At 47.9% G+C, this 26,899-nt stretch carries 23 protein-coding genes; 15 read left to right on the forward strand and 8 right to left on the reverse strand.

The genetic code is table 11. The annotated features are described in order from the left end of the window. Positions 1 to 5: 5 nt before the first annotated feature. Positions 6 to 875 (reverse strand): cation diffusion facilitator family transporter, encoded by an 870-nt coding sequence (locus ACOQOZ_RS06355; RefSeq protein ID WP_420591436.1) that lies wholly within the window; start codon positions 873 to 875, stop codon positions 6 to 8. 209 nt (positions 876 to 1,084) lie between these two features. On the opposite strand from ACOQOZ_RS06355, the gene ACOQOZ_RS06360 reads away from it, so the two are divergent. Together ACOQOZ_RS06360 and ACOQOZ_RS06365 are read left to right on the forward strand one after the other, a co-directional pair. Then, complete coding sequence (locus ACOQOZ_RS06360) at positions 1,085 to 1,954, forward strand: response regulator (RefSeq protein ID WP_420591437.1); 870 nt, start codon at positions 1,085 to 1,087, stop codon at positions 1,952 to 1,954. A 183-nt stretch (positions 1,955 to 2,137) separates the two neighbouring features. Next, entirely contained in the window at positions 2,138 to 2,935 is a 798-nt protein-coding gene (locus ACOQOZ_RS06365; RefSeq protein ID WP_420591438.1) for a tetratricopeptide repeat protein, read from the forward strand. Positions 2,936 to 3,005: 70 nt separating this feature from the next. Here the strand turns inward: ACOQOZ_RS06365 and ACOQOZ_RS06370 are convergent, their stop codons facing one another. Beyond that, entirely contained in the window at positions 3,006 to 4,880 is a 1,875-nt protein-coding gene (locus ACOQOZ_RS06370; protein WP_420591439.1) for a DEAD/DEAH box helicase, read from the reverse strand. A 306-nt stretch (positions 4,881 to 5,186) separates the two neighbouring features. On the opposite strand from ACOQOZ_RS06370, the gene ACOQOZ_RS06375 reads away from it, so the two are divergent. The 3 genes from ACOQOZ_RS06375 to ACOQOZ_RS06385 all read left to right on the forward strand — a co-directional run bounded on the left by ACOQOZ_RS06375 (position 5,187) and on the right by ACOQOZ_RS06385 (position 8,430). Next, positions 5,187 to 5,873 carry a helix-turn-helix transcriptional regulator gene (locus ACOQOZ_RS06375; protein ID WP_420591440.1) on the forward strand — a complete coding sequence of 229 codons (687 nt, stop codon included), beginning with the start codon at positions 5,187 to 5,189 and terminating at the stop codon, positions 5,871 to 5,873. A gap of 122 nt (positions 5,874 to 5,995) precedes the next feature. After that, positions 5,996 to 8,083 (forward strand): ATP-binding protein, encoded by a 2,088-nt coding sequence (locus ACOQOZ_RS06380; RefSeq protein WP_420591441.1) that lies wholly within the window; start codon positions 5,996 to 5,998, stop codon positions 8,081 to 8,083. Between the two features lie 65 nt (positions 8,084 to 8,148). Further along, positions 8,149 to 8,430, forward strand: coding sequence for a pyrimidine/purine nucleoside phosphorylase (locus ACOQOZ_RS06385; RefSeq protein WP_420591442.1), 282 nt, complete (start codon positions 8,149 to 8,151; stop codon positions 8,428 to 8,430). A 37-nt stretch (positions 8,431 to 8,467) separates the two neighbouring features. Here ACOQOZ_RS06385 and ACOQOZ_RS06390 read toward each other — a convergent pair whose 3' ends face one another. Together ACOQOZ_RS06390 and ACOQOZ_RS06395 are read right to left on the reverse strand one after the other, a co-directional pair. Beyond that, the gene (locus tag ACOQOZ_RS06390) at positions 8,468 to 11,134 is read right to left on the reverse strand and encodes an EAL domain-containing protein (protein WP_420591443.1); all 2,667 of its coding nucleotides are present in this window, start codon (positions 11,132 to 11,134) and stop codon (positions 8,468 to 8,470) included. Positions 11,135 to 11,144: 10 nt separating this feature from the next. Then, on the reverse strand, positions 11,145 to 11,795 hold the full coding sequence (locus ACOQOZ_RS06395; protein ID WP_420591444.1) for a flagellar brake protein: 651 nt from the start codon (positions 11,793 to 11,795) through the stop codon (positions 11,145 to 11,147). 197 nt (positions 11,796 to 11,992) lie between these two features. Between ACOQOZ_RS06395 and ACOQOZ_RS06400 the strand changes: the two genes are divergently transcribed. Beyond that, positions 11,993 to 12,265, forward strand: a complete 273-nt coding sequence (locus ACOQOZ_RS06400; RefSeq protein WP_420591445.1) for a DUF3820 family protein — start codon at positions 11,993 to 11,995, stop codon at positions 12,263 to 12,265. Between the two features lie 36 nt (positions 12,266 to 12,301). After that, a complete protein-coding gene (locus tag ACOQOZ_RS06405) occupies positions 12,302 to 13,003 on the forward strand; it encodes a glutamine amidotransferase-related protein (RefSeq protein ID WP_420591446.1) in 702 nt (233 codons plus the stop codon). A gap of 24 nt (positions 13,004 to 13,027) precedes the next feature. Here the strand turns inward: ACOQOZ_RS06405 and ACOQOZ_RS06410 are convergent, their stop codons facing one another. Next, the gene (locus ACOQOZ_RS06410) at positions 13,028 to 13,270 is read right to left on the reverse strand and encodes a GNAT family N-acetyltransferase (protein ID WP_420591447.1); all 243 of its coding nucleotides are present in this window, start codon (positions 13,268 to 13,270) and stop codon (positions 13,028 to 13,030) included. A gap of 14 nt (positions 13,271 to 13,284) precedes the next feature. Further along, on the reverse strand, positions 13,285 to 13,593 hold the full coding sequence (locus ACOQOZ_RS06415) for a DUF3301 domain-containing protein (protein WP_420591448.1): 309 nt from the start codon (positions 13,591 to 13,593) through the stop codon (positions 13,285 to 13,287). Between the two features lie 184 nt (positions 13,594 to 13,777). On the opposite strand from ACOQOZ_RS06415, the gene ACOQOZ_RS06420 reads away from it, so the two are divergent. Then, positions 13,778 to 15,700, forward strand: a complete 1,923-nt coding sequence (locus tag ACOQOZ_RS06420; protein WP_420591449.1) for an alpha/beta hydrolase family protein — start codon at positions 13,778 to 13,780, stop codon at positions 15,698 to 15,700. Positions 15,701 to 15,736: 36 nt separating this feature from the next. Here the strand turns inward: ACOQOZ_RS06420 and ACOQOZ_RS06425 are convergent, their stop codons facing one another. Together ACOQOZ_RS06425 and upp are read right to left on the reverse strand one after the other, a co-directional pair. Then, complete coding sequence (locus tag ACOQOZ_RS06425; protein ID WP_420591450.1) at positions 15,737 to 17,014, reverse strand: uracil-xanthine permease family protein; 1,278 nt, start codon at positions 17,012 to 17,014, stop codon at positions 15,737 to 15,739. Positions 17,015 to 17,092: 78 nt separating this feature from the next. After that, a complete protein-coding gene (gene upp / locus ACOQOZ_RS06430) occupies positions 17,093 to 17,719 on the reverse strand; it encodes a uracil phosphoribosyltransferase (protein ID WP_420591451.1) in 627 nt (208 codons plus the stop codon). Between the two features lie 254 nt (positions 17,720 to 17,973). Between upp and ACOQOZ_RS06435 the strand changes: the two genes are divergently transcribed. The 7 genes from ACOQOZ_RS06435 to ACOQOZ_RS06465 all read left to right on the forward strand — a co-directional run bounded on the left by ACOQOZ_RS06435 (position 17,974) and on the right by ACOQOZ_RS06465 (position 26,887). Beyond that, positions 17,974 to 18,858 carry a hypothetical protein gene (locus ACOQOZ_RS06435; RefSeq protein ID WP_420591452.1) on the forward strand — a complete coding sequence of 295 codons (885 nt, stop codon included), beginning with the start codon at positions 17,974 to 17,976 and terminating at the stop codon, positions 18,856 to 18,858. A gap of 27 nt (positions 18,859 to 18,885) precedes the next feature. Next, positions 18,886 to 19,164 carry a peptidylprolyl isomerase gene (locus ACOQOZ_RS06440; protein WP_068658534.1) on the forward strand — a complete coding sequence of 93 codons (279 nt, stop codon included), beginning with the start codon at positions 18,886 to 18,888 and terminating at the stop codon, positions 19,162 to 19,164. Between the two features lie 78 nt (positions 19,165 to 19,242). Next, entirely contained in the window at positions 19,243 to 20,262 is a 1,020-nt protein-coding gene (locus ACOQOZ_RS06445) for a S1 RNA-binding domain-containing protein (protein ID WP_420591453.1), read from the forward strand. Positions 20,263 to 20,291: 29 nt separating this feature from the next. Beyond that, the gene (yeiP, locus tag ACOQOZ_RS06450; RefSeq protein ID WP_420591454.1) at positions 20,292 to 20,864 is read left to right on the forward strand and encodes an elongation factor P-like protein YeiP; all 573 of its coding nucleotides are present in this window, start codon (positions 20,292 to 20,294) and stop codon (positions 20,862 to 20,864) included. 172 nt (positions 20,865 to 21,036) lie between these two features. After that, complete coding sequence (locus tag ACOQOZ_RS06455; protein WP_420591455.1) at positions 21,037 to 22,644, forward strand: ABC-F family ATPase; 1,608 nt, start codon at positions 21,037 to 21,039, stop codon at positions 22,642 to 22,644. A gap of 173 nt (positions 22,645 to 22,817) precedes the next feature. Beyond that, positions 22,818 to 24,599, forward strand: a complete 1,782-nt coding sequence (locus ACOQOZ_RS06460; protein WP_420591456.1) for an ATP-binding protein — start codon at positions 22,818 to 22,820, stop codon at positions 24,597 to 24,599. Between the two features lie 2 nt (positions 24,600 to 24,601). Continuing rightward, positions 24,602 to 26,887, forward strand: a complete 2,286-nt coding sequence (locus tag ACOQOZ_RS06465; RefSeq protein ID WP_420591457.1) for a tetratricopeptide repeat protein — start codon at positions 24,602 to 24,604, stop codon at positions 26,885 to 26,887. The last annotated feature ends 12 nt before the right edge of the window (positions 26,888 to 26,899 follow it).

Here is a 26,899-nt window from a genome sequence, read left to right on the forward strand (position 1 = left end):
TAAAACTACACCGGGTCCTGATGAATTAATATTTCGGCACGGGGAAAGCACTTTTGAATGGAGATATTTACTTGCTCACCCGTTTCATGTGCCTGCAACAAAGGTTGCTGTCCGTCTAACTCAAGATGAAACTGGATAAACTGCACACTGCCTGACTGCCGCGTTTTTAAGTCATGAAAACCCTTCACACCTGGCTGCGCCAAAATCACGTCTTTAATTGTTTGCTCCTCATCTTCTGCCAGCGCCTGGTCCATCAGCACACCTAACGCCAGCCTGGCAATGCTATAAACACTGCGCAGTAAAATTAAGGCAATCAGCAAAGCAATCAATGGATCCAGCCAATCCACTCCAATGTAGGCACCGATTAAGGCAACAACAACCGCTAAGTTCATCAGAATATCACTGGCATAATGCTCTGAGTCAGCTTTAACCGCCAACGAGCAGGTTTGTTTCACCACCCAACGCTGGTAGCCCACCAACGCTACCGTCAGTAACGTCGAAAACAACATAACCGCAAGGCTTTCAGGCAAGGCTTGTAAAGGCTGGGGATTGAGTAAGCGCTCGGAGACATGCAACAGCAGAACGGTCACCGACCCGGTAATAAACGCTGCCTGCATCAAGGCTGCGATACCTTCTGCCTTGGAATGCCCAAACGGATGATCATCATCAGCAGGCATCAGTGCATATCGTATGGCGAAGAAGTTTATAACCGACGCAACAATGTCCATCATAGAGTCGAGCATTGATGACAGCACACTGGCGGAACCACTCAGCCACCAGATAGCCAGCTTCACCAATAACAGCAAAGTGGCAACGGCCATCGACGCATAAGCAGCGGCCTTAATAAGGTGATCGTGTGACCGGGCAGTCGGCATCAGACTCTCTTGATCGGAAACTCAGAACCCGACTATATAATAATCTGCTGGCGGCGAGTAGCTTCACCCGGCAGAACGCTTTAAAGCAGCGAGGCCGATGGTTGTGTACAGCGTCACAACCACTAAGGATGACCCGAATCGGCCCTTGACCTGCCTGACTCGAATTGTTCTTATACCCGATTGTTATCAGTACATTTTCAGGAATAAAAATGGCTATTAAAAACGCACTGGTGGTCGACGACTCAAAATCAGCTCGCATGATGCTGCAACGCCTGCTCGGGCGCATGAATGTAAAAGCCGAAGCCGTTGAAAGTGCCGAAGCCGCTCTGTTATTCCTGGATAAATCACAACCGGATGTGATCTTTATGGATCATATGATGCCAGGTATGGATGGTCTGGAGGCGACACAGCTGATCAAGTCCAACCCCAAAACGTCAACCATTCCAACCATCATGTACACCTCCAAAGAAGGCGAAGAATATTTCGATATCGCCCGCTCCCACGGTGCCGAAGGGGTTCTGGCAAAACCAGCCAATCAGGAAGCCGTGATGGCGGTTATCGAGTCACTCGACGAACCGGCTGCCAATGACGAACGCGAAACCAGTCAACCAGACGGAATTGCACTGGTAGAAGTCGACAAACTGGTTCAGAAACATCTGAAACTGGCCATTACTGAAGCCAAAGCGGAAATTGCAGCCGGGCTCGACAGCTCAACCCAACAATTACAAAGCGCTCAGTCCCATCAGCTGGAACAGATTCAGTCTCAGATTCGCCAGCAATATGAGACCTTACAAACCGAACTGAAAAAGTCACTTGATCCACAATCGATCTACAAAGCGACATTGCCACTGAACCAGCGGCTGGCTGCGGCGGTTGCCGACAAGGTCAATAAAAAAGCAGCCGACGATCTGGTTACAGTAGTACGAACCAACAAAGCGGAAAGCGAAGCTCTGATTGCCAGCCAGAATCAAAGCCTGCAGAAACAAATTAAAGAAGCCAGTCAGAAGGCCATGCTTACCGGCGCAATCATTGGTGGCTGTGTTGGCCTGCTTGCTGCGGTTGTCAGCAAACTCATCTGATTACCAGAAATATGACTCTTCAGGCCAAAACAGCGATTTTGGTCTGACCTCCCCGCCTCACGATAGATTCAAGTCAAACAGTTTCCCGGTATGGCCCAAGCGTACCTTTTCATTCCGGTTACAGATAATTACACTAGCCCTGCATTTTCACAAAAGATTAATAAATCGATCAGGGAACCTATAATGATCCGACTAATTGCACTTCTTAGTGTTATCGCTGCTTTGGGTGGCTGCGCTGCCGCAACACCACTTCTGGTAGCCGAAGGTGTTGGCCATGAGCTTGCCCGTCGCGATGAAGACATCAAAGTACGTGCCGCTGCAGCACTGGCAGAAGAGCCGGATCTGCTGACATTTTCCGTACAGGCGATTTCACGAGGCAAAACCGAAGGAGCGGTATCCACCTACCTGAAAGGTTATGCCGATCCGGATTACAGCAATAACATCAAATCTCTGGCTATCTACCAGATCGGCCTGATTTATATGAACCGCTATAACGATTACCGTGATGACGCCAAAGCACGTGCTTATTTTAATCAGCACCGTATTGAGTTTCCGGATTCACGTCTGAAACAGCGTGTAGAAAAACGTCTTGAGGTTTTGCAACAGCGTCATGATGAAACGGTCCAGTTGACAGCCAAACAGCTGCTGACTCAGGTTAACCGCGCGAAATTGCTGGCACGAGACGAAACGCCGTTTGATGCCGAATTGACACCGATGAGCGAACGCGCCATTACCGATGAACGTGTGGAAGATGCAGAAGGTGTATACCTGATTCTGTACGATAACCGCGCCTCGTCAGACGAAATGCGTGCTAAGGCGTTGTACCAGCTGGGCCTTATTTACATGAGCCCTTACAACCGCCATGGCGACAACCGCAAAGCACTGGCCTACTTCCGTAAGATTTCAGCTGAATTCCCGGGCACATCTGTCGCTAAACGCGCCGCTCAAAAAGCCAATGAACTGATTAATCGTCAGTACTGATCTGCGATCACAAACAGCGAGCAATAAAAAAGGAGCCGTTTGGCTCCTTTTTTATTTTAGCGGAACGTTATTAATCCCGCGGCTTACGCTTCTTAAAACCGCCTGGCTTGCTGTCTCGACGATCTCCGCCACGACGCTCGCCCTGACGCTCAGAAGAACGACCACGCTCGCCTGGCTTGCCGCCACGATGAGGTTTCTTAGGACCGCGATCCTTACGTTTACCATCACCTTTTGGTGCATCAGCCGCTTTATATTCTTTCATGCTCAGAGCCTGGCCACAGACACGTGCTTTTTTCAGCACAGCCATGGTCGCTTCAGGCATACCGGCAGGTAAATCAATGACCGAGAAGTTTTCCAGGATTTCGATATGGCCGATATAGCGGCTTTCCAGGTCAGCTTCGTTGGCAACAGCACCTACCAGGTTACCCGGACGCAGACCATCGTCGTAACCAACGTTAACCATATAACGCTGCATTTCAACGTCTGGCTGTCCTTTCAGTGCTTTCGCCTGCTCTTCTGGTAACGTCTTGCCACGAGGGCCGCGGTCACGGTCATTACGATCACCGCGCTCACGTTTCTCACGAGGTTCGCGCTCACGGCGCTCCATCATGCGGCTGTCGGCTTTTTCGTCCAGGAACAAAGGCTTGTTGCCTTGTAACAGGCTGGCAATCGCAGCAGCAACATCCAGAGTATCAACCGGGTTTTCGGTTAAAACTGACTCAATAATGTCACGGAATACCTGGTTCTTGTCGGAGTGAATCGCATCAACAATACGTGCCTGGAACCGCTCTTTGCGTTTGGCATTAACGTCTTTTGCGGTTGGCAGCGGCATCTCTTCGATGGTCTGACGCGTGGCTTTTTCGATATCACGCAGCATGCGCTTTTCGCGACCACGAACAAAAACAATCGCCTCACCTTCACGACCGGCACGACCGGTACGACCAATACGGTGAACGTAGGATTCAGTGTCCTGAGGAATATCGTAGTTAACAACGTGACTGATACGCTCAACGTCCAGACCACGAGCAGCAACATCGGTCGCAACCAGAATATCCAGCTTGCCGGCTTTCAGCTTTTCAACCGCTTTCTCACGTAATTGCTGAGGGATGTCGCCATTCAGCGGCGCACATTTAAAGCCGTTAGCCTGCATAAAGTCGGCAACTTCTTCGGTGGCCTGCTTGGTGCGTACAAACACCATCATGGCATCAAAGTCTTCAACTTCACTGATACGCAATAACGCATCATTTTTATGCACGCCACCAACAAACCAGTAACGCTGACGGATTTTGTCGTTAGTGGTGGTTTTGGCTTTGATTTTCACCTGAACCGGATCGTTCAGGTGCTTTTCTGCAACCGCCTGAATTTCTTTCGGCATGGTTGCAGAGAAGAGCGCAACCTGACGCTGTTTAGGCGCCTGATCAAGAATCCAGTTAACGTCATCGATAAAGCCCATACGTAACATTTCATCGGCTTCATCCAGCACCACTGCCTTGATATCAGACAGGTTCAAAGTGCCACGACGTAAGTGATCCATCACACGGCCTGGAGTACCCACCACCCACTGTGGACCACGCTTCAGTTCGCGCAGCTGGCTGCCGTAATCAGTACCGCCGTAAATGGCAGAAACATTGATACCCGGCAGATATTTCGAATAGCTTTTAACCGCTTCAGCAACCTGCTGAGCCAGTTCACGAGTGGGTGCCAATACCAGCACCTGTGGAGCGTTCAGATCCGGTTGAGTCCGGGCCAGAATCGGCAACGAGAAAGCTGCCGTTTTACCGGTCCCCGTTTGGGCCATACCTAATACATCACGACCTTCCAGCAGTGTTGGGATACTGCTGGCCTGGATTGGCGATGGCTCTTCGTAGCCCAACTCTTCCAGAGTGCGTAAAATTTGAAAAGGTAAACCCAGGCTCGCAAAGCCTGTTGGGGTTGAATCGGTCATATTGTACCTGTGTTCAAGAAGCTGGGCTAAACCGTTTCCACTCTCACACAAGGGATCTGCAACTGAACAGAGGGTGAAAGCGTGGATACGCTCACCCTGGATAAACAGTATTTGGGATTCCGACTTGCCTGTATGACGGCGACGCCCGACTTGGGGTTAATCAAAAAGGGCGGCGAGTATACCTGAAAGCACCTGCTAAAGCTCGCCATTTATGTAACTTTATGTTTGATGGCCCATTCCCTCTACTGACACCCCCTGACATAGTGTATCCCTTATACTCGGGCGAGAATTTCCGGAGCCACAATCATGTCCAATAAATCAGAGCGCTTGTTCCAGCTTGTCACCTTGCTGCGCAGCCGGCGAACAGCCGTTACCGCCGAAACGCTCGCCGAATTTATGGAAGTCTCTGTACGGACGATTTATCGCGACATTCAGGCATTGGTTGTGTCGGGAATTCCGGTCGAGGGAGAAGCCGGGATTGGTTATCGCCTTAAGCCTGGATTCCAGCTGCCGCCACTGATGTTCGACTTCGATGAGGTACAATCCATCCTGCTTGGCACTCATATGGTTGCCGCCTGGACCGACCCGGAGCTGGCGCAGGCAGCCAGGCGGGCTGAAGCCAAAATCCGTGCGGTATTACCCGAACAACAACTGATGCGGGCAGATAACAGTCCATATTGCGTACCACCTGTTCTTAAGGAAAATCCGGTACAAACCGTCCATTTAAATATCCGGCATGCCTGTGAAAGATTGCTGAAAGTATCGATGGATTATCAGGACGCCCAGGGCAATAAAAGCCAGCGAACGGTCTGGCCACTGGGAATGTTGTTCTGGGGACAGCGCTGGACGTTTCTGGCCTGGTGTGAAACACGGGACGCCTACCGCAGCTTTCGGCTGGACCGTGTCGACAGCATTCACCTTCTGGGCGAGCATTACCCCCGCCATCCGCAACGAAATCTGCAGCATTATCTACAACAATGGGAAGACCATTAAGATAAGCACCTAATTGTCCCGGCATTTTGTACTTTAAGGAACAAATTCAAAGCTCAACAAGCAATTCACCCATGGAGCTGCTAGTCTTGGTTCAGGTCATTACAGGCAGATTCCGCTGATAGATGAGTATTAAATCCCGTATTCTGCTGAGCGTTATCGCACTTCAGCTGATAGGTTTTATTGCCCTGGTTTATCAATTCAGCCACCAGGCTGGCCAGTCTGTGTTCGTAAACAACCAACAGCAGATCATCAGCTCCGTTACCTCCACCCTACATCACTTCAATGCCCTTGCTGCAGAAATGTCGCGTAGTGCCCGCGGACTTGCCCGCGCGGGCGAGCTGATTTACCAACAACGTCACCGCCTTGATGAAGAGCAAAGAAATAAAAAATTCAGCGATTTGCTGATCAATACCTTTACTCCCTTCCCTCAGGCAATTGGCGGTGGCATCTGGTACGAGCCCTATCAATTCGATAAAAACACCCGACTACTGGGGCCTTATGCCTATCGTAGCCAACATCAGGTCATGTTCAGCTGGGAGCTGAACACCGAGGAGTACAACTACCCGAAACAGGACTGGTACCAGTTAGCATTGCCAGACCTAGCCTCGCAAAATCATAACGCTCGGCAGGATATTTTCTGGACGCCACCGTACTTCGATGAAGCGGCCACGGAAGCGCTGATGACCACTGTTGATGCCTTAATGTTCGATCAACAGCAAGCTATCGGCATGGCAACCGTAGACTGGTCAATGGAAGATATCCGTCACTATCTGAGCGAATTAAAACCTACACCTGACAGCCAGACGTTTTTAATTTACCCGGGTAGTCCGGACTCCCTGCTCGCCGACACACATCGGGAATCGACTCTCGTTAACCAAAAACTGAAGCAGTGGCAAGACAAACTGTCGTCTCTGAAACGCTCGGAGATCAGTCATTTCTCTTCTCTGGATGACAGCAAGGAACAGGTCGTCGCCGGCCTGACCAATACGGGTCTGGTATTTGGCGTCATTGTTCCGGATAGCGATCTGGCAAAGATCGTTGACGAGCAAACGCAACACACCCTGACGACCGGGATCGGGATCGCAGTGCTGTTTGTTGCCATCGTTGCCTTATTGCTCGAACTATTATTCCGCCCCTTCGATCAGATATTGTTTTTACTGAAATCTTCGATCAGCGTTCACCCGGACACGCACAAAGTTCAGATGAATACGCTGAATTATCAGACTCAAAACGAATTCAAACCCATCGTTGATGCTTTTAATACGCTGGTAAAACAAATTGAGCGTTATACCGAACAACTTTCAGAAACCAACGACGAGCTACTGGCCAGCCAATCTGAAATTGCTCTGCTTAATGCGTCCCTCGAAGAGAAAGTGCAACTCAGAACAGAAGAGCTGAACGCCAAAAAAGAAGAAGCCATCAATTCATTACAACAACTTAAACTCACTCAGAAACAGCTGGTCAACATGGAAAAATACGCAGCGCTCGGGGAGTTAATTGCAGGCCTGGCACACGAAGTAAACACACCTCTCGGCATCGCTGTCACTGCCGTTACCGCGCTCGAAGATCAGCTCCATCAGATCAATCGGTCTTTTCGCAACAGCACTCTGGATAAACAGGAATTTACAGACTTTGTTGATTTCGCTAACGAAGGCAGCCAGATCACCATTGATAATCTGCGACGTGCAGCTGATTTAATCAGCCGCTTTAAACAAGTTGCAGTCGATCAGGCCAGCGAGCAATATCGCGACTTTGAGCTGGGCGATTACATCAACAGCGTTGTGACGTCATTGCGCCCCAATTTCAAAGCGCGCCCGGTAACAATTACGGTCGATTGCCCAGAGCGGGTCCATATCGCCAGTTTCCCCGGCGCTCTGTCTCAGGTGCTCACTAATCTGATTATGAACTCGCTGATACACGCATATGATGATAAACAGAACGGCGAAATAATGATCGAAATTGGCAAGGTCGGCGATCAGGCCGTCATTCGCTACCGCGATGATGGCAAAGGTATGACCAGTGAAGTGCTGCAACATATGTTTGAGCCCTTCTTCACCACCCGCCGTGGCGATGGCGGCAGTGGCCTGGGCGCACACATTATTTACGATCTGGTCAGTGAACGTCTCGGTGGCCAGCTTATAGTCTGCAGCTCGCCAGGCAATGGCTCCGAATTCAGAATTCAGATTCCTCTGCAATTGCCATCCGCATAGTACGAGACATAACCCTGCAAGCTCCCTATAATACGCTCCCTTTTTATTTATCCGGAGCAATACCCATGCTGAAAGTTAACGAATATTTTGATGGCAACGTAAAATCTATTGGCCTGCAAACTGAGACCTTACCTGCAACAGTAGGCGTTATGGTTGCTGGTGATTATGAGTTTGGCACCAGCCAGAAAGAAGTTATGACCGTGGTATCCGGCAGCATGGACGTAAAACTGCCTGGCGCTGACAGCTTCCAGACGTTCAAGCAGGGCGAGTCTTTTAATGTTGATGAAAACGTTTCCTTCCAGGTTAAAGTAGCGACAGATACCGCATACTTCTGCACCTACGAGTAAGGTTACTGGGCCGGTGCCGGTCGTGCAGATGGAAGAATTACTGGCCCATTAATTCTTCCATCTGCACGACCGGTACTGGCCGACTGAAGTAAAACCCCTGATAACTCTCACATTGATTATCACGTAAAAACACCAACTGACTTTCAGTCTCAACACCCTCAGCCAGCACTTTCAAGCCAAGGCCTTTCGCCAGGCTAATAATGGTTGTGGTGATCACCCGCCCCTCATCATCTTCTTCGATCGAATTAACAAAACTGCGATCAATTTTAAGTTTATCCACCTGATAACGATGCAAATACGCCAGCGATGAGTATCCTGTACCAAAATCGTCGATCGCCAGACTGATACCCAACGATTTAAGCCCGGCAATGGTGTCCAGAACCTGTGGCGTTGGCTCAAGCAATGCGCCTTCGGTAATTTCCAGCTCCAGCCAACTGGCATCAATTGAGAACTCATTCAGCAGACGCTGCAACAGTTCAACAAGACCACCCGCAACAAAGGTTGGCTGGGTAATATTCACGGCCACCGAAATTGGCTGATTGCCAGCCGACTGCCAGCGCGCCAGCGTGCTACAAGCCGAGCGTAAAGCCCAGGCATCCAGCTCCGGCATTAAGCCGTTGTCTTCTGCAACCGGAAGAAAGCGCCCGGGGGGGATAATGCCTTCCGTTGGATGATGCCAGCGCATCAATGCTTCTGCACCAATCAATTGGCCGGTCTGCAAACAAACCTGAGGCTGATAATAGAGCTGTAATTCGTCTTCGCGCTGCAACGCTTTACGTAACTGATTACCCAACTCAAGTCGGTCTGATGCCGCCTGTGTCATATCGTTGGTGTAAAACTGGTGACGATTCCGGCCCTCCTGCTTGGCTTTAAATACAGCAACGTCAGCATTACTCAATAACTGGGTAACCGATGAGCCATGATCCGGAAACAGCGTAATTCCCATGGAAACGCTGATGTACAACTCTTGACCCACCCCAGCATCGAATGGTTGCTCAAGTAGCCCCTTAATGATGGCGGAAACCGATTGCACCTGCTCTGATGAAACGACATCTTCCAATACCACCATAAAGTCGTCACCACCCAGCCGGGCAACGGTATCGCTGTCGCGCAAGCGGCGCCGTAAACGATGGGCAAACTCCTGCAGCAAACGATCACCGGCGGGATGCCCGAGACTGTCGTTAATGTGCTTGAAATGATCAAGATCGATGGCGATCAGACCAACTTTGCGCTGGCTGGTGCGCGCTTTCTCCAAGGCGTTCTCAAGACGGCTGAGTAATAACGCGCGGTTGGGTAAATTTGTGATCGAGTCATAATAAGACAAATGCTCTAATTGCTGTTCCGACTCTTTAATTTTCGACATATCAGAGAACACGCCGACATAATGACTGACACGGTTATTGCCATCGCGAACCGCAGTAATCGTCAGCCATTCCGGGAATATTTCACCGGTCTTTTTGCGGTTCCATATTTCACCTCGCCAATAGCCCTGATCTTCAATGGCCTGATACATACTGCGGTAGAAATCACTGCCATATTGACCTGATTTCAGAATTGAAATCGGTCGACCAATAATCTCTTCTTCTTTGTAGCCGGTAATCTGACAAAAGGCCGGGTTAACCGCTTCAATACAGGAGCGGGCATCGGTAATAACAATCCCCTCCATGGTTGATTCGAATACAACCACCGACTGATTCAAGCGCCGTTCTTTCGCCTGCTGCTCACTGATGTCCTGCACCGAACCACTGCGAGCAATGGTTTTACCCTGATCATCCTGCAGCACTTCACCCAGGCCGTGAATGTATTTTTCATTCCCTTGAGCCGTGATAATGCGGTAAATCATGTCAGAAGGTTCACCGCTTTCAACGCTGTGTTGCAATACCCTGGCAACACGATCTTTATCCTCGGGATGCACAAACTGAAAATAATCATCCAGCGTTATTTTCTGGATATCCGGATCAATTTCAAAAATCTCGGCAGCGTGTTTGGTAAAAGTAATGCAGTTATTCAGAACATCATCACTCCAACTGCCAATATTTGCCAATCGCTCGGTTCGTTCCAACAACTGTTCTCGCCGCTCCAGGCGATCAACCATGCGGCTACGATCCAGCACCAGAAAGAATAATTGGGCAAATGTGGAAAGCAGAGAGGCTTCGCTATCGGATATTGCGCGTCGCTCCGATACCGAAAAGAACAGGCAGCCACCGGCATCAGTTCGCCCCATGATCGGAACCATAATCACCGTATCTGCCGCCATGGCATTAAGGAGAAACTGCTCCCGATGGTCAATATCGGATTGTCGATCAATCACTTTAACCAGGCGCTCGCTGACTAACTGACACCACTGATCAGCATTCCCAACCAAGGAGCGAATATTACGTTGTAAATCCGTTGGTAAATACGTGCCGCCAGGGATTGCCAGCGGTTGGCCTTGTTTCTGTTCAGGACAAATAAGTAACAGGCCATAATCGGCACCCAACTGCATACTGAGTTGGGAGACTGCAATACTCAGGTCACTTTCCAACACTTCAGAACGCGTCGTCAGAAACACTTTAATGCAACGTTCCAGCAACTGATCCAAAGGCAATAAGTTCTGATCTTCAGCAATCGGCGTCACCTGCTGACGATCATCACAGGCTTCTGTCGCCACCAGTTTATTCCAGGTGTTCTGCCAGAGTTCAATACTGGGCTGATTCGACTTCATCAAAAAAGGCTCAATTATTCAGGTGCGATAAAACATAAGCGTGCAGTGTAATTCGGTCTGAATCGCTCATATCGGTAAACTGAACCCCAACAGAGACAGTTTTTTCTTCAACATTCACCGATCGCGTCATCGCAACCAGAGTGATAATGCGGTCAATGCCACTGACAGTCAGCTGTGCGGTTATCTTAAGCTCCTGCCCCTCCTCAACCGGTAGCGACGGACACTCTAAACGCGCCCCTCCTAAACTGAGGTCAGTAATTTTTGCGGATGTCTTTTTCGCTGAGTCTGCACCGTACAACACTGAGCAAATCAGCTTCACCTTTGCCCGCACCGAGCTGCGTACTTCGCCCAATACCAGCTCTTTTGGCATTGCCAGATGCAAATGGGCAAAAGGCGCCCGCGAGACATGCACAATTTCGGTTTTAAATGCACAGGCACTGTTAATCTGAGTAGCAAAGAAACGAACGGCCAGCGGCATGCCATTTTTTAATGACAGCGGCGAACCGTTTTTAACCGGCGTGGAAACGATAATTGAGCGACCCGGCATATATCCAACCAGCAATGCGCGATCGCGTTCATTAGAATAACCTTCGAACTCAAGTTGCAGCGCCTGTCCCGGCACCAGTTTCAGATCTTCAAAACGTTGAGGCTTGCCATCCATATCGCAAATACTTATGAATCGGATTAAAACTTAACATTCAGTAAGTGTAGACCAGAATCCACCAAGATCTTGATAATTAAAGTAATAGCCTTAAAAAACTGACAAATCGGGCGATTAATCATTTACTCGCCCGAAAACTTGCCAAGTCATTGAGTTCTGGGGAATATCATCAAATTGAATAAATTTGGCTTTTCTTCATGTTTGATAAAAAAGATCTGGTTGCCCTGATTACTACCACCATGCCGTATGGGAAATATCAGGGGCGTGTCATTATCGATATACCGGAAGAATATTTATTGTGGATGACCAAACAAGGTATGCCTGACGGAAGGCTGGGGTTTTTATTAAGCCTGGCACTGGAAATTCGTATCAATGGCCTTGAAGGAATTCTCACACCACTGCGTCAGGACCCGGCGGTGCAGAAATTGGTAAAAGCATCACAAACGCCGTCATCAAGCACCCGACATTAATACCATTTGTTAGCGAATAACCAACGGAGAAAAAAGATGAAACGCCTTGGGATATTAGAGACCGACACCCTGTACGACGATCTGCTGGAGGATTATCAGTCATACGGCAAAATGTTTCAGCGCTTCTTTGGCTCTCTCGGCAGCCATCTGCAGTATCGTTTTTATGACGTGCAAAACGGCGAATTACCAGCCCCAGGTGAATGCGACGCTTATTTGATTACCGGATCCAAAGCCGGTGTTTACGACCAGCTTGATTGGATTCAGCCACTTTCCGAATGGATTTCAGCGGCGCACCAAAGGCAAGAGAAAATCGCCGGAATTTGTTTTGGCCATCAGATTCTGGCCCACAGCCTCGGAGGTTTTGCCGGAAAGAGTCATAAAGGTTGGGGAATTGGCGTACACACCACCAAGGTAATCAATCACCCGGGTTGGCTGAATGATGATTTATCTCATGTTCGACTGATCTACAGCCATCAGGATCAGGTTGAAACATTGCCGGCGCAGGCAAAGCTGCTGGCATCAAGTGAGTTCTGTGAAAATGCTGCCTTCTATATTGATCAGCGCGTGCTTGCGTTTCAGGGGCATCCAGAGTTCGACGCAGAATACCTGTCGCGCTTATTACCACGTCGACAAGATAAGATTGGTGAACCGACGTATCAACAGGGAATGAATACGCTGGAGCAACCAACGGATGCGGAGCGAATTGGTCGTTGGATACTGGAATTTTTCCAGCTATAAACAGTAATAGGCACTAGTACATTGCTACAAAAACTTCCTGACATACCAACAGCTGGCCTGTCGTTCATAACCCTGCTCTTTCGCCCAGGTTATTCCCTGCTCAACCAGGATTTCTGCCAAGCCCTGCCCTCTTAAGCGGAATGGTACATAGGTGTGGGTAAAATCAATCTGGTCACCGTTGAGTGTGTAATCAAGTACACACTCGTTGCCATCTTTTATAAGAACAAATCGTTTTGCATCCGGTTGATGCTGAATTTCATATTCCATTGTTGGATATCCGGTTAGTGCATTCGGTGTGTATCAAGCTCAAGTTGCTCGACTCTGCGGCCAGCCAACAAAATAGAGCCAGCGTAACGCTCCTCACCCGTGGAGGAAAACTCAAAATGATAACAACGCATCAGCGCCCAACCGGCGTCTCGTTTCTTTAGCTGATAGCCGTCCAGGGTCAGGGTATCGTCTAACAACTGCAAGCCCTGCAATTCGCAATGTTTACGCACTACTTTTGATGCTAATACACGTGCCTGCTGCTGTTTATTCCAGAACAAATACATCACAGCAACGATACAAAAAAAGAAAATCCAGCCGAGCATGCCCGCTCCTGTTGTGTTGATTAGTTTCTATACATGGTAGCAAACCCATCATTTCACAACCCCTGATTAGCAAGCACTTCGTTATTGAGAATAACTCTTATCAATCACTCAAGAAAATAGTATTCTTCCCATATCAAAAGACACTTTTATCAGTAAAGACTTACTTCAACCAGGGATTGTTGTCATGTTCAGATATGTCGTACTGCTGGGCTTTTTGCTTAGTTCACTGGTTTATGCTGATTCGAAACAGCCATTACCACTCTCAGTGTATGCCCAATATCCTCAGGTCAGCTCCCCCCGGCTATCACCCGACGGCGCTTTTGTTTCTTTTATCGCCGGACAACAAGGCCAACAGGTTCTTGCGGTACAACATATGGAAAACGATCATTCAGTCGGAGTGGTTAAAACAGATAATATCGCCAGCAGACTCGACTGGTATCTCTGGGCAAATAACAACACCCTGCTATTAAGCATCTCTTACCCCTCAAATCGCAATGGTGTAGCAACGGTTGAGAAGCGATTATTCAGGCATATTATTGGTAAAGATCAGGGAGCTGTTCAGTTATTAAAACCACGTAGTTTCGAACACCTGCCACAATTCAGTAACCGTATTATCAGTGTGCTGGCGGATGATCCGGCACATGTATTGATTCAGGCGGATTTCCGAAGTGCAAATAAACCAGCGGTGTATAAAGTCAATATTGAAACTCAGAAGAAGCGTTTAATTCAGAGCCACAAACCTTATGTGAAGCACTGGTATAGCGACCGCCAGGGAAATGTTCGTTTAGGGTTCGCAATAAAAGGAACAGAAGCCTTTTATATTTATCGCCAGGAAGAAAAGGAAGAATGGCAAATAATCTGGCCATTTAATCCACTGGAAGATCCTGATATCGACTTTGTCGGCTTCGATTCCAACCCTGATATCGGCTATATAAGAGCAGATCATCAAGGTAAATACGCACTGTTTAAAGTTAATATGAACACAGCTGAGAAGCAGCCAGAGCTGGTCTTTTCTGATCCTGAATATGACTTTGATGGCTCATTGATTTATGCAGGAGAGAACCAGCAAGTCGTGGGAATTCGCCAAAGCTCCGCTGAAAATTCCGTCATTTATTGGCACAAGCAATACAAAGGACTCCAAAATGGCCTGGATAAAGTTATTCCCGATGCCTCAAATAAAGTCATCGCTACGTCCAGAGATCAGCGTTTCTATATTATGCGATCGGATTCCGATACCAATCCGGGTCGCTACTTTATTGGTGATCGTCAAAAGAAAAAAATTCAGGATTTCGCCTCGCGCCATCCACAAATTAATAAAACGAATTATGCGGGCAAACATCATGTCCGTTTTAAGGCGCGCGATGGCCTGAATATTGAGGCCTATGTTACCCGCCCTATTAACACCCAGCCTGACCAGCGTTTGCCTGCAGTGGTGCTACCCCATGGCGGCCCCATGTCCCGAGACTATTCAGGCTACGATTATTGGTCTGAAATGCTTGCCAGCCGCGGGTATATCGTTATTCAGCCAAATTTTCGTGGTTCTTCTGGTTATGGCTTTGATTTCGAACGCCAGGCGATACAGGGATGGGGCCAGGCGATGCAGGACGATTTACAGGATGCTGCTCGCTGGCTCGTAAAGCACGCCAATGCCGATAACAAACGAATTTGTATTCTCGGGGGCAGCTACGGCGGGTATGCAGCTCTTATGGGAGCAGTAAAACACCCGGAAACCTATCGTTGTGCAATCAGTATCGCCGGGGTCTCTGATTTAGAGATGGTTTATTGGGATGCACGCAAATACACCAATAAAGAAATAGAAAGAAAACAGTTCGGCCACGATCAGAAACAACTGCAACAAGCGTCACCGGTTAACTTTGCCGAAGATATCGATATACCGATATTGCTTATTCACGGCGATAAAGATCGGATTGTACCAGTGAAACACAGTCGCAATATGGCAGACGAACTGGAAGATGAAGACAAGCACGTGCGTTACCTTGAACTGGAAGGTGGCGATCATCATCTCAGTGCCGAGCAGCACCGATTAAAAACATTGCAGGAAATCGAAAGCTTCCTGGCGGAGCAACTACAAAAACCCCGGCGCTAAGCCGGGGTCAAAATCAGAACGTTGCAGCGGTGATAATTACTTCACCATATCTTCAACAATCTCTTCTTCAGCGTGCAAATCTTCGCTTTCGTCACCCCGAGGTAAAACCAGATTCAGCACAATAGCCACTAAACCACAAAGGCTCAGACCTTCCAGACTGCCCAGCGTCATACCACCAATACCGAACACCAGCGTGGTGGAAACAATGACCAGGTTACGCTGTTGACCCATATCGACCCGGGCTTTAACCAGAATATTCAGACCCACAGCGGCAATCGAGCCAAATAACAGAATCAGAATACCGCCCATAACCGGCGCTGGAATGGTTTGCAGGAAAGCACCAAATTTCGCAATAAATGCCAGAACAATCGCGAAGCCTGCAGCAAACGTCATAATCACCGGGTTAAAGGCTTTGGTCAGCATAACCGCGCCCGTTACTTCGGAATATGTGGTGTTTGGTGGGCCACCAAATAAGGCAGCCGTCGAGGTCGCCAGACCATCACCTAATAAGGTGCGATGCAGGCCTGGTTTTTCAACGTAGTTTTCGCCGGTAACGCTGGAAATAGCCAGTACATCACCCACGTGTTCAATGGCTGCAACCAGTGCAACCGGCATCATCAGCATAATGGCAGCCATTTCGAATTTCGGAGTAACAAAGTCCGGTACGGCAATCCATGAACTGTTATTAACGGCACTGAAGTCAACCATGCCCATAAACGCAGCAATGGTGTAACCAACAATAATACCCGCCAGAATCGGAACCAGTCGGAAAATACCTTTCGCCATGGTGGCCACCAGCAAAGTCACAAACAAGGCTGGCATAGATACCCAAATCGCATCCGTGTATGAGAACAACTGAGCTGACGCATCACCGGTTTTCCCCATAGCCATGTTCACTGCAATAGGTGCCAAACCTAAACCAATAATCATAATAATCGGGCCAGTCACCACAGGAGGCATAATACGGTGTAAGAAACCCGCACCACGCACGGCAACCAGAATTGCCAGAATCATGTAAGTAAAACCAGCGCAAAATAGAGCACCCATTGCCACAGCAATACCGTCATCACCATACTGCTGAATAATACCGATGATTGGTGCAATAAATACGAACGACGATGCCAGGAATACCGGCACAGAACGCTTAGTCACAAACTGGAAAACCAGCGTACCAATACCTGCCGTAAATAACGCCACACTTGGATTTAAACCGGTAATTAATGGCATTAATACCAGAGCGCCAAATGCGACAAATAACATTTGTAAGCCGGCAACCACCGTACGCCAGCCAGCATATGCATTCTCTTGAGACATGCTACCTCCCCTACTTTTATTTCTTTAAATTATTGCTGTAAAAATTTAACGCCGCTCTGCCAACGCAGTTAGCTCAAATTATTCAGTACCGAAAATCTTATCTCCGGCATCACCCAGGCCCGGAATGATGTAACCGTTTTCGTTCAGGTGATCGTCAACCGACGCGGTATAAATATCGACATCCGGGTGAGCTTGTTGTACCGCCTTAATGCCTTCCGGAGCAGCCACCAGAACCAACGCACGGATAGAAGTACAACCGGCTTTTTTCAGCAAATCGATGGTGGCATTCATTGAGCCACCGGTGGCCAGCATAGGGTCAACCACCAGCGACATACGCTGATCGATATCACCGGCTAATTTGTCGAAGTAACTTACCGGCTCCAGTGTTTCTTCGTCGCGGTATAAACCCACCACACTTATTTTAGCGCTTGGAACCAATTCAAGAACGCCATCCAACATTCCCAGACCAGCACGTAAAATCGGAACTACGGTGATTTTTTTACCCTTGATACGCTCAGCCTGAATATCGCCACACCAGCCATCAACGGTGTAATCTTCCAACTCAAGGTCTTTGGTTGCTTCATACGTCAGCAGGTTGCCCACTTCTCCGGCCAACTGACGGAAGCTGCGGGTGCTGATATTTTGCTGGCGCATCAGGCCAAGTTTGTGTCGAACCAGAGGGTGGCGAATTTCATGAACGCTCATGAGAGACCTCGTAATAAATAAGCTGTCAGATCAGAATACAGGGCGCCGCCATAACCGCAAAAGCCAACCATTTAACGAAAAAGGTGGCATCAGGCTATGGGGTACAGTTGGCGCGCGATTTTCTCACAACTGCATCGTGAGCGCTAAGCAAAAATGTAACCAACCGGTCAATTTGATATATTTTGCCGCTCATTCACGCTCTGTTCACTCGCAGCTATTAACAATTTGCGTATAACTACTTACCGGTATCTACGATGAAATACATTACCCCCGTGATCGCGGGTCTGGCATTGATGTTGTCATTAACCGCATTTCTGAAAAGCCAGCAGGGCCAAACCGTTACCATCGCAGCGCCTCAGACTGAGATATCAGCTCCGATCCAACTGTTGCCGGAAGGTGATAGCCCACTTCTGAATGAATCTGAGCCCTTATCTGCTGAATTGACCGATGTGCTGCTGAAAGTCGAACAACAACTTCAACTGCAGGCACGTGAACTGGAAGCTTTACGCTCCGAGCTGGAAACGCTCAAACAAATCACACCTCCGGCAACCGACGCCGAGCGCGAATACGCTGAATTGATGCGTGACCTGCCGCCGGATTTTGAACAACGACTGAAAACCGACCCGGAGTACGCCGATCAGATGCAACGGGATTTACTCGATAAAGTCGCTGACAGCTCACTGCACGAAGACGAACGTTTGCGAGCGATACAGCAATTAATGATGGTCTCCGGCTCCGTTGGCGCCTTTAACCAGGTGCAGGACAATGCCCGGCTGAATCAGGCGATCACCCAGCTGGTCGATAATGCCAGCCAGGAATCAACCCGAATCAAAGCCCTTGAACACCTGAGCTTTCTTGGTGCAACCGATGCCCGCCACCGTGAGCGCTTCCTCGACCTGATTGAAAATGATGACAATCGTTATGTCCGTAATCTGGCATCGGATGCCTTGTCATCCATGCTCTATTCCGCCGATCTGACATATAATCAACGCTCAGGCCTGGTTCAGAAAATCAGTAATCTGATGAATAATGGTGACAGCACCACCCGGGAACTGCTGGCAGAACGCTTTGGCACACCGGAGCAGCTGCGCCAATTCGAACAACAGATTAATGAAGAAGCGCTGGATCTGCTGCAGTAACTACCCTATTCAATTCAGGAAACCATTATGCCTCGCGCCTGCGCCCGCCATATTCTGGTAAAAACCAAAGAAGAAGCCGACAAACTCAAGCAACAACTGGCCAAAGGCGCTGACTTTGCCAAACTAGCCCAGAAACATTCCACCTGCCCGTCGAAAAAGAACGGCGGCAGTCTGGGTGAATTTAACAAAGGCGATATGGTGAAAGCGTTTGATGACGTGGTATTCAAAGGCCCGCTATTGAAAGTTCAGGGGCCGGTAAAAACCAAGTTCGGCTATCATTTAATTGAAACTATTTACCGTACCTGATTCTTCCCCCCGATCCTGATAGAATCGCGCGCCCTTTTAGATTCACCTTTTTACCGACTTTACCCAGAGACTCAAACCATGGCAGAACTTGGTCGTTACAACACATTAAAAGTTCAGGAGCTGGCTCCCCATGGCGCCTATCTGGATGATGAAGAAGGTGGTCAGATCCTGCTGCCTACCCGCCAGGTACCAGAAGGTACCGAGATCGGCGATGAAATTAAGGTATTTGTTTATCTCGACTCCGAAGATCGCTGGATCGCCACCTGTCAGCGCCCGCGTGTGCAACTGCATCAGGTTGCCAGCCTGGAAGTCATCGACGTTAACCGCACGGGTGCCTTCCTCGACTGGGGCTTAGCCAAAGATCTGTTTGTGCCATTTGCTGAGCAAAAACAGCGTATGGAACAAGGCAACAGCTACCTGGTGTACGTCTTACAGGACAACACAGGCCGCTTAATCGGCAGTACCCGACTGAATCGTTACATCAGCGACGAAGCCAAATCCAACTGGCCTGGTGCACCGGCCCCTTATAGCGTTGGCGATAAGGTTAGGATGATCGTCAGCCACCGTACCGAGCTGGGTTACAAAGCCGTGGTCGATGATGAGTTCTGGGGCGTGATTCACCACGACGATATTCGTAAAGCTATTCGTCCGGGCAATAAACTCGAAGGTTACGTAAAACGCGTGCGCGACGATCATCGCCTGGATATCTCACTGGAACCGATTGGCCACGCTAAAATTGCACCACTGGCCACGCGTATTCTGAAGAAACTACAGGAAGGCGATGGCACTCTGGGCTTAAGCGATAAAAGCCCGGCGGATCTGATTGAACTGCACTTCGGTGTATCCAAGCGCGTCTTTAAAATGGCCATCGGCCAATTATTCAAAGAACGCAAAATTGTTATTGAAAGCGACCATATTCGTCTGACCAATGACAGTGATGCAAAAAAACCGCGTCCGGCTAAGAAGCATCACCAACCAAAAACAGCCAGCAAGGCATCCGACAAACCAGTGAACACGGAAAAGCCGAAGGCAGAAAAATCGCGCAAGCGCTTTGTCAGTAACAAAAAATCCGGTAAAACGTTGTCTGTAAAACGATAGCCGATTAGAAAATAGCGAAGGAAACCGAAATGCCTAAGGCAAGTGATATTAAAAAGAACGCCGCCATTGAATTTAACGGCAGCGCCTACTTTGTAAAAGACATCGAACGTTCTGTACCACAAGGCCGTGCCGGTGGCAGCCTCTACCGTATGCGCATGTACAACGTGGCAACCGGTCAGAAGGTTGATGAAACCTTTAAAGATTCCGACATGCTGAACCTGGCCGACGTGATGCGCCGCCAGGTGATGTTCTCATACAGCGACGGCGATGAGTACGTGTTCATGGATAATGAAGACTACTCCCAGTTCAGCCTGAACAAAGACAAAATCGAAGACGAAGTGCTGTTCTTCAACGAAAGCACCCAGGGTCTGCAGGTGGTATTACTGGATGACGCCCCGGTTGCGCTGGAACTGCCGGCTCACGTTGAGCTGGAAATCACTGAGACGGATCCATCCATCAAAGGTGGCTCTGCAACAGCTCGTACTAAACCAGCGACCATGACCACCGGCCTGGTGATTCAGGTACCTGAGCATATCTCGACTGGCGACGTGGTGAAGATCAACGTTGAAGAGAAGAAATTTATGGGTCGCGGCGAGAAATAAGCCTCCTTAACAATTTCTTATCTCCCTGATCAGGCCCGTCTTTCGGGCCTGATTTCGTTATACCGCCAGCCCAACAAGCTGCACAATTACTCACCAATTTTCACGTGTTTCTAACCGTCTTTTCAGGTATAGTCGCGCCCTTTCAAAACACTGATTCATCCGGGATAAAGCTGTGATCTCAACCGCGAATATCACCATGCAGTTTGGCGCTAAGCCACTGTTTGAGAACATTTCCGTTAAATTCGGCGACGGCAACCGTTATGGCCTGATTGGCGCCAACGGCTGTGGTAAGTCGACCTTTATGAAAATCCTCGACGGCTCGCTGGAGCCAAGCGCAGGTAACGTATCGGTCACGCCAAACGAACGTCTGGGCAAACTGCATCAGGATCAGTTCGCGTTTGAAGAGTTCACCGTACTCGACACCGTGATGATGGGTAACAAAGAGCTGTGGGCCATCAAAGAAGAGCGTGATGCGATTTACGCTAACCTGGAAGCTACAGAAGAAGATTACATGCGCGCCGCGGAACTGGAAGGTGAGTTCGCGGAAATGGACGGCTACACCGCCGAATCCCGCGCTGGCGAACTGCTGTTAGGTGCCGGTATAGAAACCGAATTACACCAGGGCCCGATGACCGAAGTGGCTCCAGGCTGGAAGCTGCGGGTATTACTGGCTCAGGCACTGTTCTCCAACCCGGATATCCTGCTGCTCGACGAACCAACCAACAACCTGGACATCAACACCATTCGTTGGCTGGAAGGCATCATCAATGACATGAAGTGTACGATGATTATCATCTCGCACGACCGTCACTTCCTGAACTCTGTATGTACCCACATGGCTGATATCGACTACGGTGATATCAAAATCTACCCGGGTAACTACGATGACTTTATGATTGCTTCGACCGCTGCCCGCGAACGTCAGCAATCTGAAAACGCTAAGAAAAAAGCACAGATTGCTGAACTGCAGCAGTTTGTTAGCCGTTTCTCGGCCAATGCGTCGAAAGCGAAACAAGCGACCTCCCGTGCCAAGCAGATCGATAAGATCAAGCTGGACGATATCAAGCCATCTACTCGTCAGAATCCTTATATCCGCTTTAATCAGGAGAAGAAGCTGCACCGTCAGGCGGTGGAAATTGAAGGCCTGTCTCACGGTTATGAAGGTGAAACCCTGTTCGCCAATACCGATCTGATGATCGAAGCCGGTGAAAAAATTGCGGTGATTGGTGCCAACGGTGCTGGTAAAACCACTTTCCTGAAGTGTCTGGTGAACGGTTTTGATCAGGATGGTGTTGAAGCCAATTCCGGCACCATTAAATGGTCTGAAAATGCCAACATCGGTTATTACGCTCAGGACCACGAGTACGAATTCCCACAAGCGACCAACCTGTTTGACTGGATGGAGCAGTGGAAAACCGAAAAGCACGATGACCAGGCCGTTCGTGGCACTTTAGGTCGCCTGCTGTTTAACCAGGACGACATTAAAAAGTCCGTCAAGGTGTGTTCCGGTGGTGAAAAAGGTCGTCTGCTGTTTGGTAAGCTGATGATGCACGATCACAACATCCTGCTGATGGACGAACCAACCAACCACATGGATATGGAATCGATTGAATCCTTAAACATGGCATTGGAAATGTTTGAAGGGACTCTGGTATTCGTATCTCACGACCGTGAGTTTGTATCCTCGCTGGCGACCCGTATTATCGAGATTAAAGATAATCAGATTGTCGACTTCCACGGTACTTATGATGAGTATCTGCGTTCTCAGGGTGTTGAATAAACGACGACAATAACCAGCTTCGTCGTCAATTGATAACTCGCCTTATAAAATGGCGGTATGTTCTATGAACATACCGCCATTTTTTATACAATCTCTCAAAATAATCAGAAGGAACTGAGCAACAATAACTCCGTACACTTCTGTCTTTCAAAGCAGTCTTGGAGCGCAGAAGTATGGCGACGTTAAGCCAAACAAAAGTTGATATGAGTGGCTTAATTGAAGTCCTTGGCCAAAACCTCTATTCAACTCCAACAGTCGCTATCCGGGAGCTTATTCAAAATGCCCACGACGCCTGCATCCGCCACTCAATAGAGGACGCCGGGGACAACGACTATCGGATTAGGATCAATTGCATTCCAGGAAAACTGATCACAATTCAGGACAATGGTTCCGGCTTAACCTATCAAGAAATTAATGATTTTCTTGCCACTATTGGATCCGGTTACACCCGCCTTCTACGGGATCAAACCAATACTGAAGATATGATTGGATACTTCGGCCTTGGTTTTCTATCCGCTTATGTTGTCGCGGACAAGGTTGAAGTGATAACAGCCTCCTATCAAACTCCTGATCAAACCTGGACTTTCTTAAGCAAAGGTGGACAAAGCTTTTCGATCTCCGAAACTGAAAACAAAAGTCGGGGAACAGAATTAAAACTATATTTAAAAGCAGAATTTTCTCATCTGGCTTCAGAAAACTTCCTGAAAGAACTGATAAAGAAGTATTGCCCACTATTGCCAATACAGATTTTTTTCAATGAGGACGAAAAACCTTTAAACGATCTTGTCCCACCATGGCGCTATCAGGGTTCAGCACTGGCTCAAAATAAAAAGATGTTGGAGTTTTCAAAGAACTTTGAACCCAGTTTTGATCCAATATGTTGTTTCCCCATAATGGAAAATGAACTCGATATCACAGGATGTATTTGGATACAAAATGGTACTACTTACTCCAGTAGTGATCAGCGTAATATGAATGTATTTGTACGAAATATGTATATTACGAACAATGCAATTGACCTGCTTCCCAAATGGGCCGGATTCGCAGGTTGTGTAATCAATACCGCTTCACTGACCCCAACTGCTAGTAGAGAAGATATTCAAAAAGACAAAAACTACTCTCTTGCTCAGGATATCCTGCAACACAGTCTTATTTCTGGGCTTAAGGTTATCGCAGATCAGCAGCCAGAAAACTGGCGTCGTATTCTAAAACGTCACAACCAAGGACTGACCGGGGCAGCCATTGCCGATGACGACCTTTTCTTTATGCTTAAAGACGAACTGACAGTGCCAACTACATTGGGTGATGTGACAATCCCAGCACTGCTAAAGTCAAGCAATAACCAAATACATATTCAGCCAGAGGAAAGCGGCGGCTTTCAAAAATTACTATACAAAGCGCAAATGATACCTATTGTTCAGGGTTTCTTCTTTGCAGCAACGGCTTTTTGCACCAAATACAAAGATGTATTTCCTCAGATAAAAGTTTTGACCCTTGGAAAGGCTAAGGATGAATTATCCATATTCCCCAAGATAGATGTCGATTCAACACATCAACAACTATTATCTGATTATTTTTCTAAGGAAAATGAAGAATTGATCATCACGAAATTCGAACCGGATTTTATACCTCTTATCATTGTTGAAGACGAAGATCACAAACTAAAGTCTCGACTAGAAAGTGATGAGGCCGATAAAAGAATCGGATCTGCTTTATTAGGGCTTGCCAGAATTTCAACCAAAAACATTGATTCATCCGTTCATCGGCGCTTGTACCTGAACAAAAACAATCCCATCATTTCAGAGTTTGGTAATTTAGACTCAAGTAAGAGAGCCGTGGTATCCAATCTTCTAAGATCGCATACTTTTACAATGAATTCTTCGCCCGAAGCAGATGATATCAGCTCAGAGTTGAAATCTTTTTTCTCAGGCATCTATAACTTGGCAGGATTGTAAATATGGATATTTGGCAATGGACTTATCAGGCAGAAAGAGAGCTACGCGAAACCGGGCATGAACGCCTGGCTGACCTGATGGATGAATTACCATCTGCTGCCTGTGATGATAATCATGCAAAAGTTGATGCAATGGTTCCGGAGGCACTAGCTCTGGCGAAAAAGCAGAATAATCGCTGGATTGAAGTTTTTATTCGCCACTGGGATCTGCAAAGCCGCGTACTTCGCAGAAGAGAAGTCGCTGATGCACTTCCTGATGCACTAAAACTCATAGACTTGTGCCATCAGAAAGATACCGAGGAGTGCCCACAATCTATATGCGCCGTTCAGGATCTGGCCAATTGTTACGCTCAACAAGATGGTCTAGGTTACGCAGAAGAGAGAATCAATGTATCACTTGAAACGCTCAAGCGCATTTCTCCCGCGTGGCCATGTTACATATGTATCGGCTCAGAATACGTGAACGCATTGCTAGACTCCAACAAGCATGAGCAGGCACTTGAAAAAATCGAAGAAATGAAGCAACAGGCCAGCCTCGCTGGAACAGGTTTAAACGGCCATGAATTGTGTTTTTCAGAAGCAAGAGCTCTTATAGAAACAGGAAAAATCGAACAGGCTCTTCAACTAATCAGCAAAGCCGACAATTCAGGCGGAGGGGAACACTTCCGGAATATGAAGGAAAACTATCTGGCGTTTATCTATGCTCTCCTTAAAAACGAAGAGCAATCTTTCAGCCACTTGCCAGATTGGTCAACGGTAATTAAAACAGCTTCTCTATTACCTATATGGGTGAGCACAGTCATCGAACTGGTTAACAACAATAGTCTGGACAATAACTGGCTTGTGGATCAGAAATTACTGCAAGCTGCACAAAAGCTGAACGATGCAGGCAACTACCGCGATGCTTTCTATATAGCCCAGAAGCGAGCGCTTCTGGCAATTAACAGAAATCAAAAAAACACGGCAACTCAAAGCCTGCTATTTCTGAACAATCAAACCGACTTTTTATTTAGAGATTGTGGTGCAGCACAAGAAATCGAAGACTTAACGGTGAAAGTCAGTAGCCTCCCCGAGCCGGAAACAATATCCTTTGGCGCTGAAGGCGACCAACTTAATAACCTGAGCGATTTTCCCTTAGAAAGACTTGAGCAACTTAAAGAAGGGTATGCAAAACACTCTCAATCTGCTTTTTTACTGTTGGAACTGGTGAAAGTATACAAAGCTCTTGACCGGCACGACGAAGCTCGGCAAAAACTTGAAGAGTTTCTGATAGAGTTTCCTGAAAGCCCGGATGTTATTTGTGAATTCAGTAATTTAGTAGGAAATACAGAGTTCCTCCACCAAATAGCCAGTACTACAAAAGATCCCCAGATTCTCGCAATCATCCTCTCCGAAGTCGCAGACATACACAGACACAATAATGAACCAGAGCTTGCTATGCAGGCATTCGATGAGATTCTGAAGCATTTTCCGAAATCAGAGAGAGATCTCGTACGCGCTCAGAACTTAGCGATCCGATCAGAGAACTTCGCTCGCGCTTTAACTTATAATCAACGTCTAAAAGCAATTACAGAAGAGAATAATGGGTACCGCTGGGATTCACTGGTCATTCACTCAGCACTTGGCCGTTGGAAAGAAGTACGAAACGAAGCCAATAACATGGGAATGTCCGTTGATTTGGGTGAGAACGAAATCAGAGAGTTTTGGGAAATTATTCGCCTTAAAGTAACATCAGACGAGCATACATATATTGTACATGCTCGCCGAACAGGCCCTGTTACAGCAAGAATACTGGAAGTGTCGTCGTTTGATGACCCATGCCTAGTTAACTCAGAATTTGTATTCAACCCTGCTCCATTAAACCAATTGTCTGAAAAGGATGACGACGGTGATGACGTGGACTGTGAAGGATACTCTACCTACCTCTATGAGGTCATATCCTCAATTAGGGCTCCAAATTACCGTACTGTCGTTATAGATGGCTTTATTCCTGAAGAAGGTATGAACAAAACCATCGAAAGGCTTGAAGAAGCTGATGTAGACGTTCAGGTCAGATCGGGAAGTGATTATGCCCTAGAGACTGAAGAAGGACAGAAGTCAGCTATCTACGCCTATTTGTACGTCCCCGAAGCAGTGACCGATAAGGATCTCTCTGGCTTATTAACCCGGCTCAGTAGAGAAGAAAGATATAAATTGATTTGGCCAAAGCTGGCTCTAGCTGCCGACCAATCAGATCTAGCAGAAAAAATGATTAGATATGCTGACGAATATGACATCTACCTAGATTGAAGGAACTTATTG

The organism is Bacterioplanoides sp. (assembly GCF_965219715.1).
Taxonomy (GTDB): domain Bacteria; phylum Pseudomonadota; class Gammaproteobacteria; order Pseudomonadales; family Oceanobacteraceae; genus Bacterioplanoides.

Coding starts and splice junctions, on each gene's coding strand:
- ACOQOZ_RS06385 (WP_420591442.1), top strand. CDS start 8,149: ATGCTGAAAGTTAACGAATATTTTGATGGCAACGTAAAATCTATTGGC.
- upp (WP_420591451.1), bottom strand. CDS start 17,719: ATGAGCGTTCATGAAATTCGCCACCCTCTGGTTCGACACAAACTTGGC.
- ACOQOZ_RS06465 (WP_420591457.1), top strand. CDS start 24,602: ATGGATATTTGGCAATGGACTTATCAGGCAGAAAGAGAGCTACGCGAA.
- ACOQOZ_RS06375 (WP_420591440.1), top strand. CDS start 5,187: ATGTCCAATAAATCAGAGCGCTTGTTCCAGCTTGTCACCTTGCTGCGC.
- yeiP (WP_420591454.1), top strand. CDS start 20,292: ATGCCTAAGGCAAGTGATATTAAAAAGAACGCCGCCATTGAATTTAAC.
- ACOQOZ_RS06395 (WP_420591444.1), bottom strand. CDS start 11,795: ATGGATGGCAAGCCTCAACGTTTTGAAGATCTGAAACTGGTGCCGGGA.
- ACOQOZ_RS06405 (WP_420591446.1), top strand. CDS start 12,302: ATGAAACGCCTTGGGATATTAGAGACCGACACCCTGTACGACGATCTG.
- ACOQOZ_RS06355 (WP_420591436.1), bottom strand. CDS start 875: ATGCCGACTGCCCGGTCACACGATCACCTTATTAAGGCCGCTGCTTAT.
- ACOQOZ_RS06360 (WP_420591437.1), top strand. CDS start 1,085: ATGGCTATTAAAAACGCACTGGTGGTCGACGACTCAAAATCAGCTCGC.
- ACOQOZ_RS06390 (WP_420591443.1), bottom strand. CDS start 11,134: ATGAAGTCGAATCAGCCCAGTATTGAACTCTGGCAGAACACCTGGAAT.
- ACOQOZ_RS06400 (WP_420591445.1), top strand. CDS start 11,993: ATGTTTGATAAAAAAGATCTGGTTGCCCTGATTACTACCACCATGCCG.
- ACOQOZ_RS06415 (WP_420591448.1), bottom strand. CDS start 13,593: ATGCTCGGCTGGATTTTCTTTTTTTGTATCGTTGCTGTGATGTATTTG.
- ACOQOZ_RS06460 (WP_420591456.1), top strand. CDS start 22,818: ATGGCGACGTTAAGCCAAACAAAAGTTGATATGAGTGGCTTAATTGAA.
- ACOQOZ_RS06425 (WP_420591450.1), bottom strand. CDS start 17,014: ATGTCTCAAGAGAATGCATATGCTGGCTGGCGTACGGTGGTTGCCGGC.
- ACOQOZ_RS06380 (WP_420591441.1), top strand. CDS start 5,996: ATGAGTATTAAATCCCGTATTCTGCTGAGCGTTATCGCACTTCAGCTG.
- ACOQOZ_RS06410 (WP_420591447.1), bottom strand. CDS start 13,270: ATGGAATATGAAATTCAGCATCAACCGGATGCAAAACGATTTGTTCTT.
- ACOQOZ_RS06440 (WP_068658534.1), top strand. CDS start 18,886: ATGCCTCGCGCCTGCGCCCGCCATATTCTGGTAAAAACCAAAGAAGAA.
- ACOQOZ_RS06445 (WP_420591453.1), top strand. CDS start 19,243: ATGGCAGAACTTGGTCGTTACAACACATTAAAAGTTCAGGAGCTGGCT.
- ACOQOZ_RS06420 (WP_420591449.1), top strand. CDS start 13,778: ATGTTCAGATATGTCGTACTGCTGGGCTTTTTGCTTAGTTCACTGGTT.
- ACOQOZ_RS06370 (WP_420591439.1), bottom strand. CDS start 4,880: ATGACCGATTCAACCCCAACAGGCTTTGCGAGCCTGGGTTTACCTTTT.
- ACOQOZ_RS06435 (WP_420591452.1), top strand. CDS start 17,974: ATGAAATACATTACCCCCGTGATCGCGGGTCTGGCATTGATGTTGTCA.
- ACOQOZ_RS06365 (WP_420591438.1), top strand. CDS start 2,138: ATGATCCGACTAATTGCACTTCTTAGTGTTATCGCTGCTTTGGGTGGC.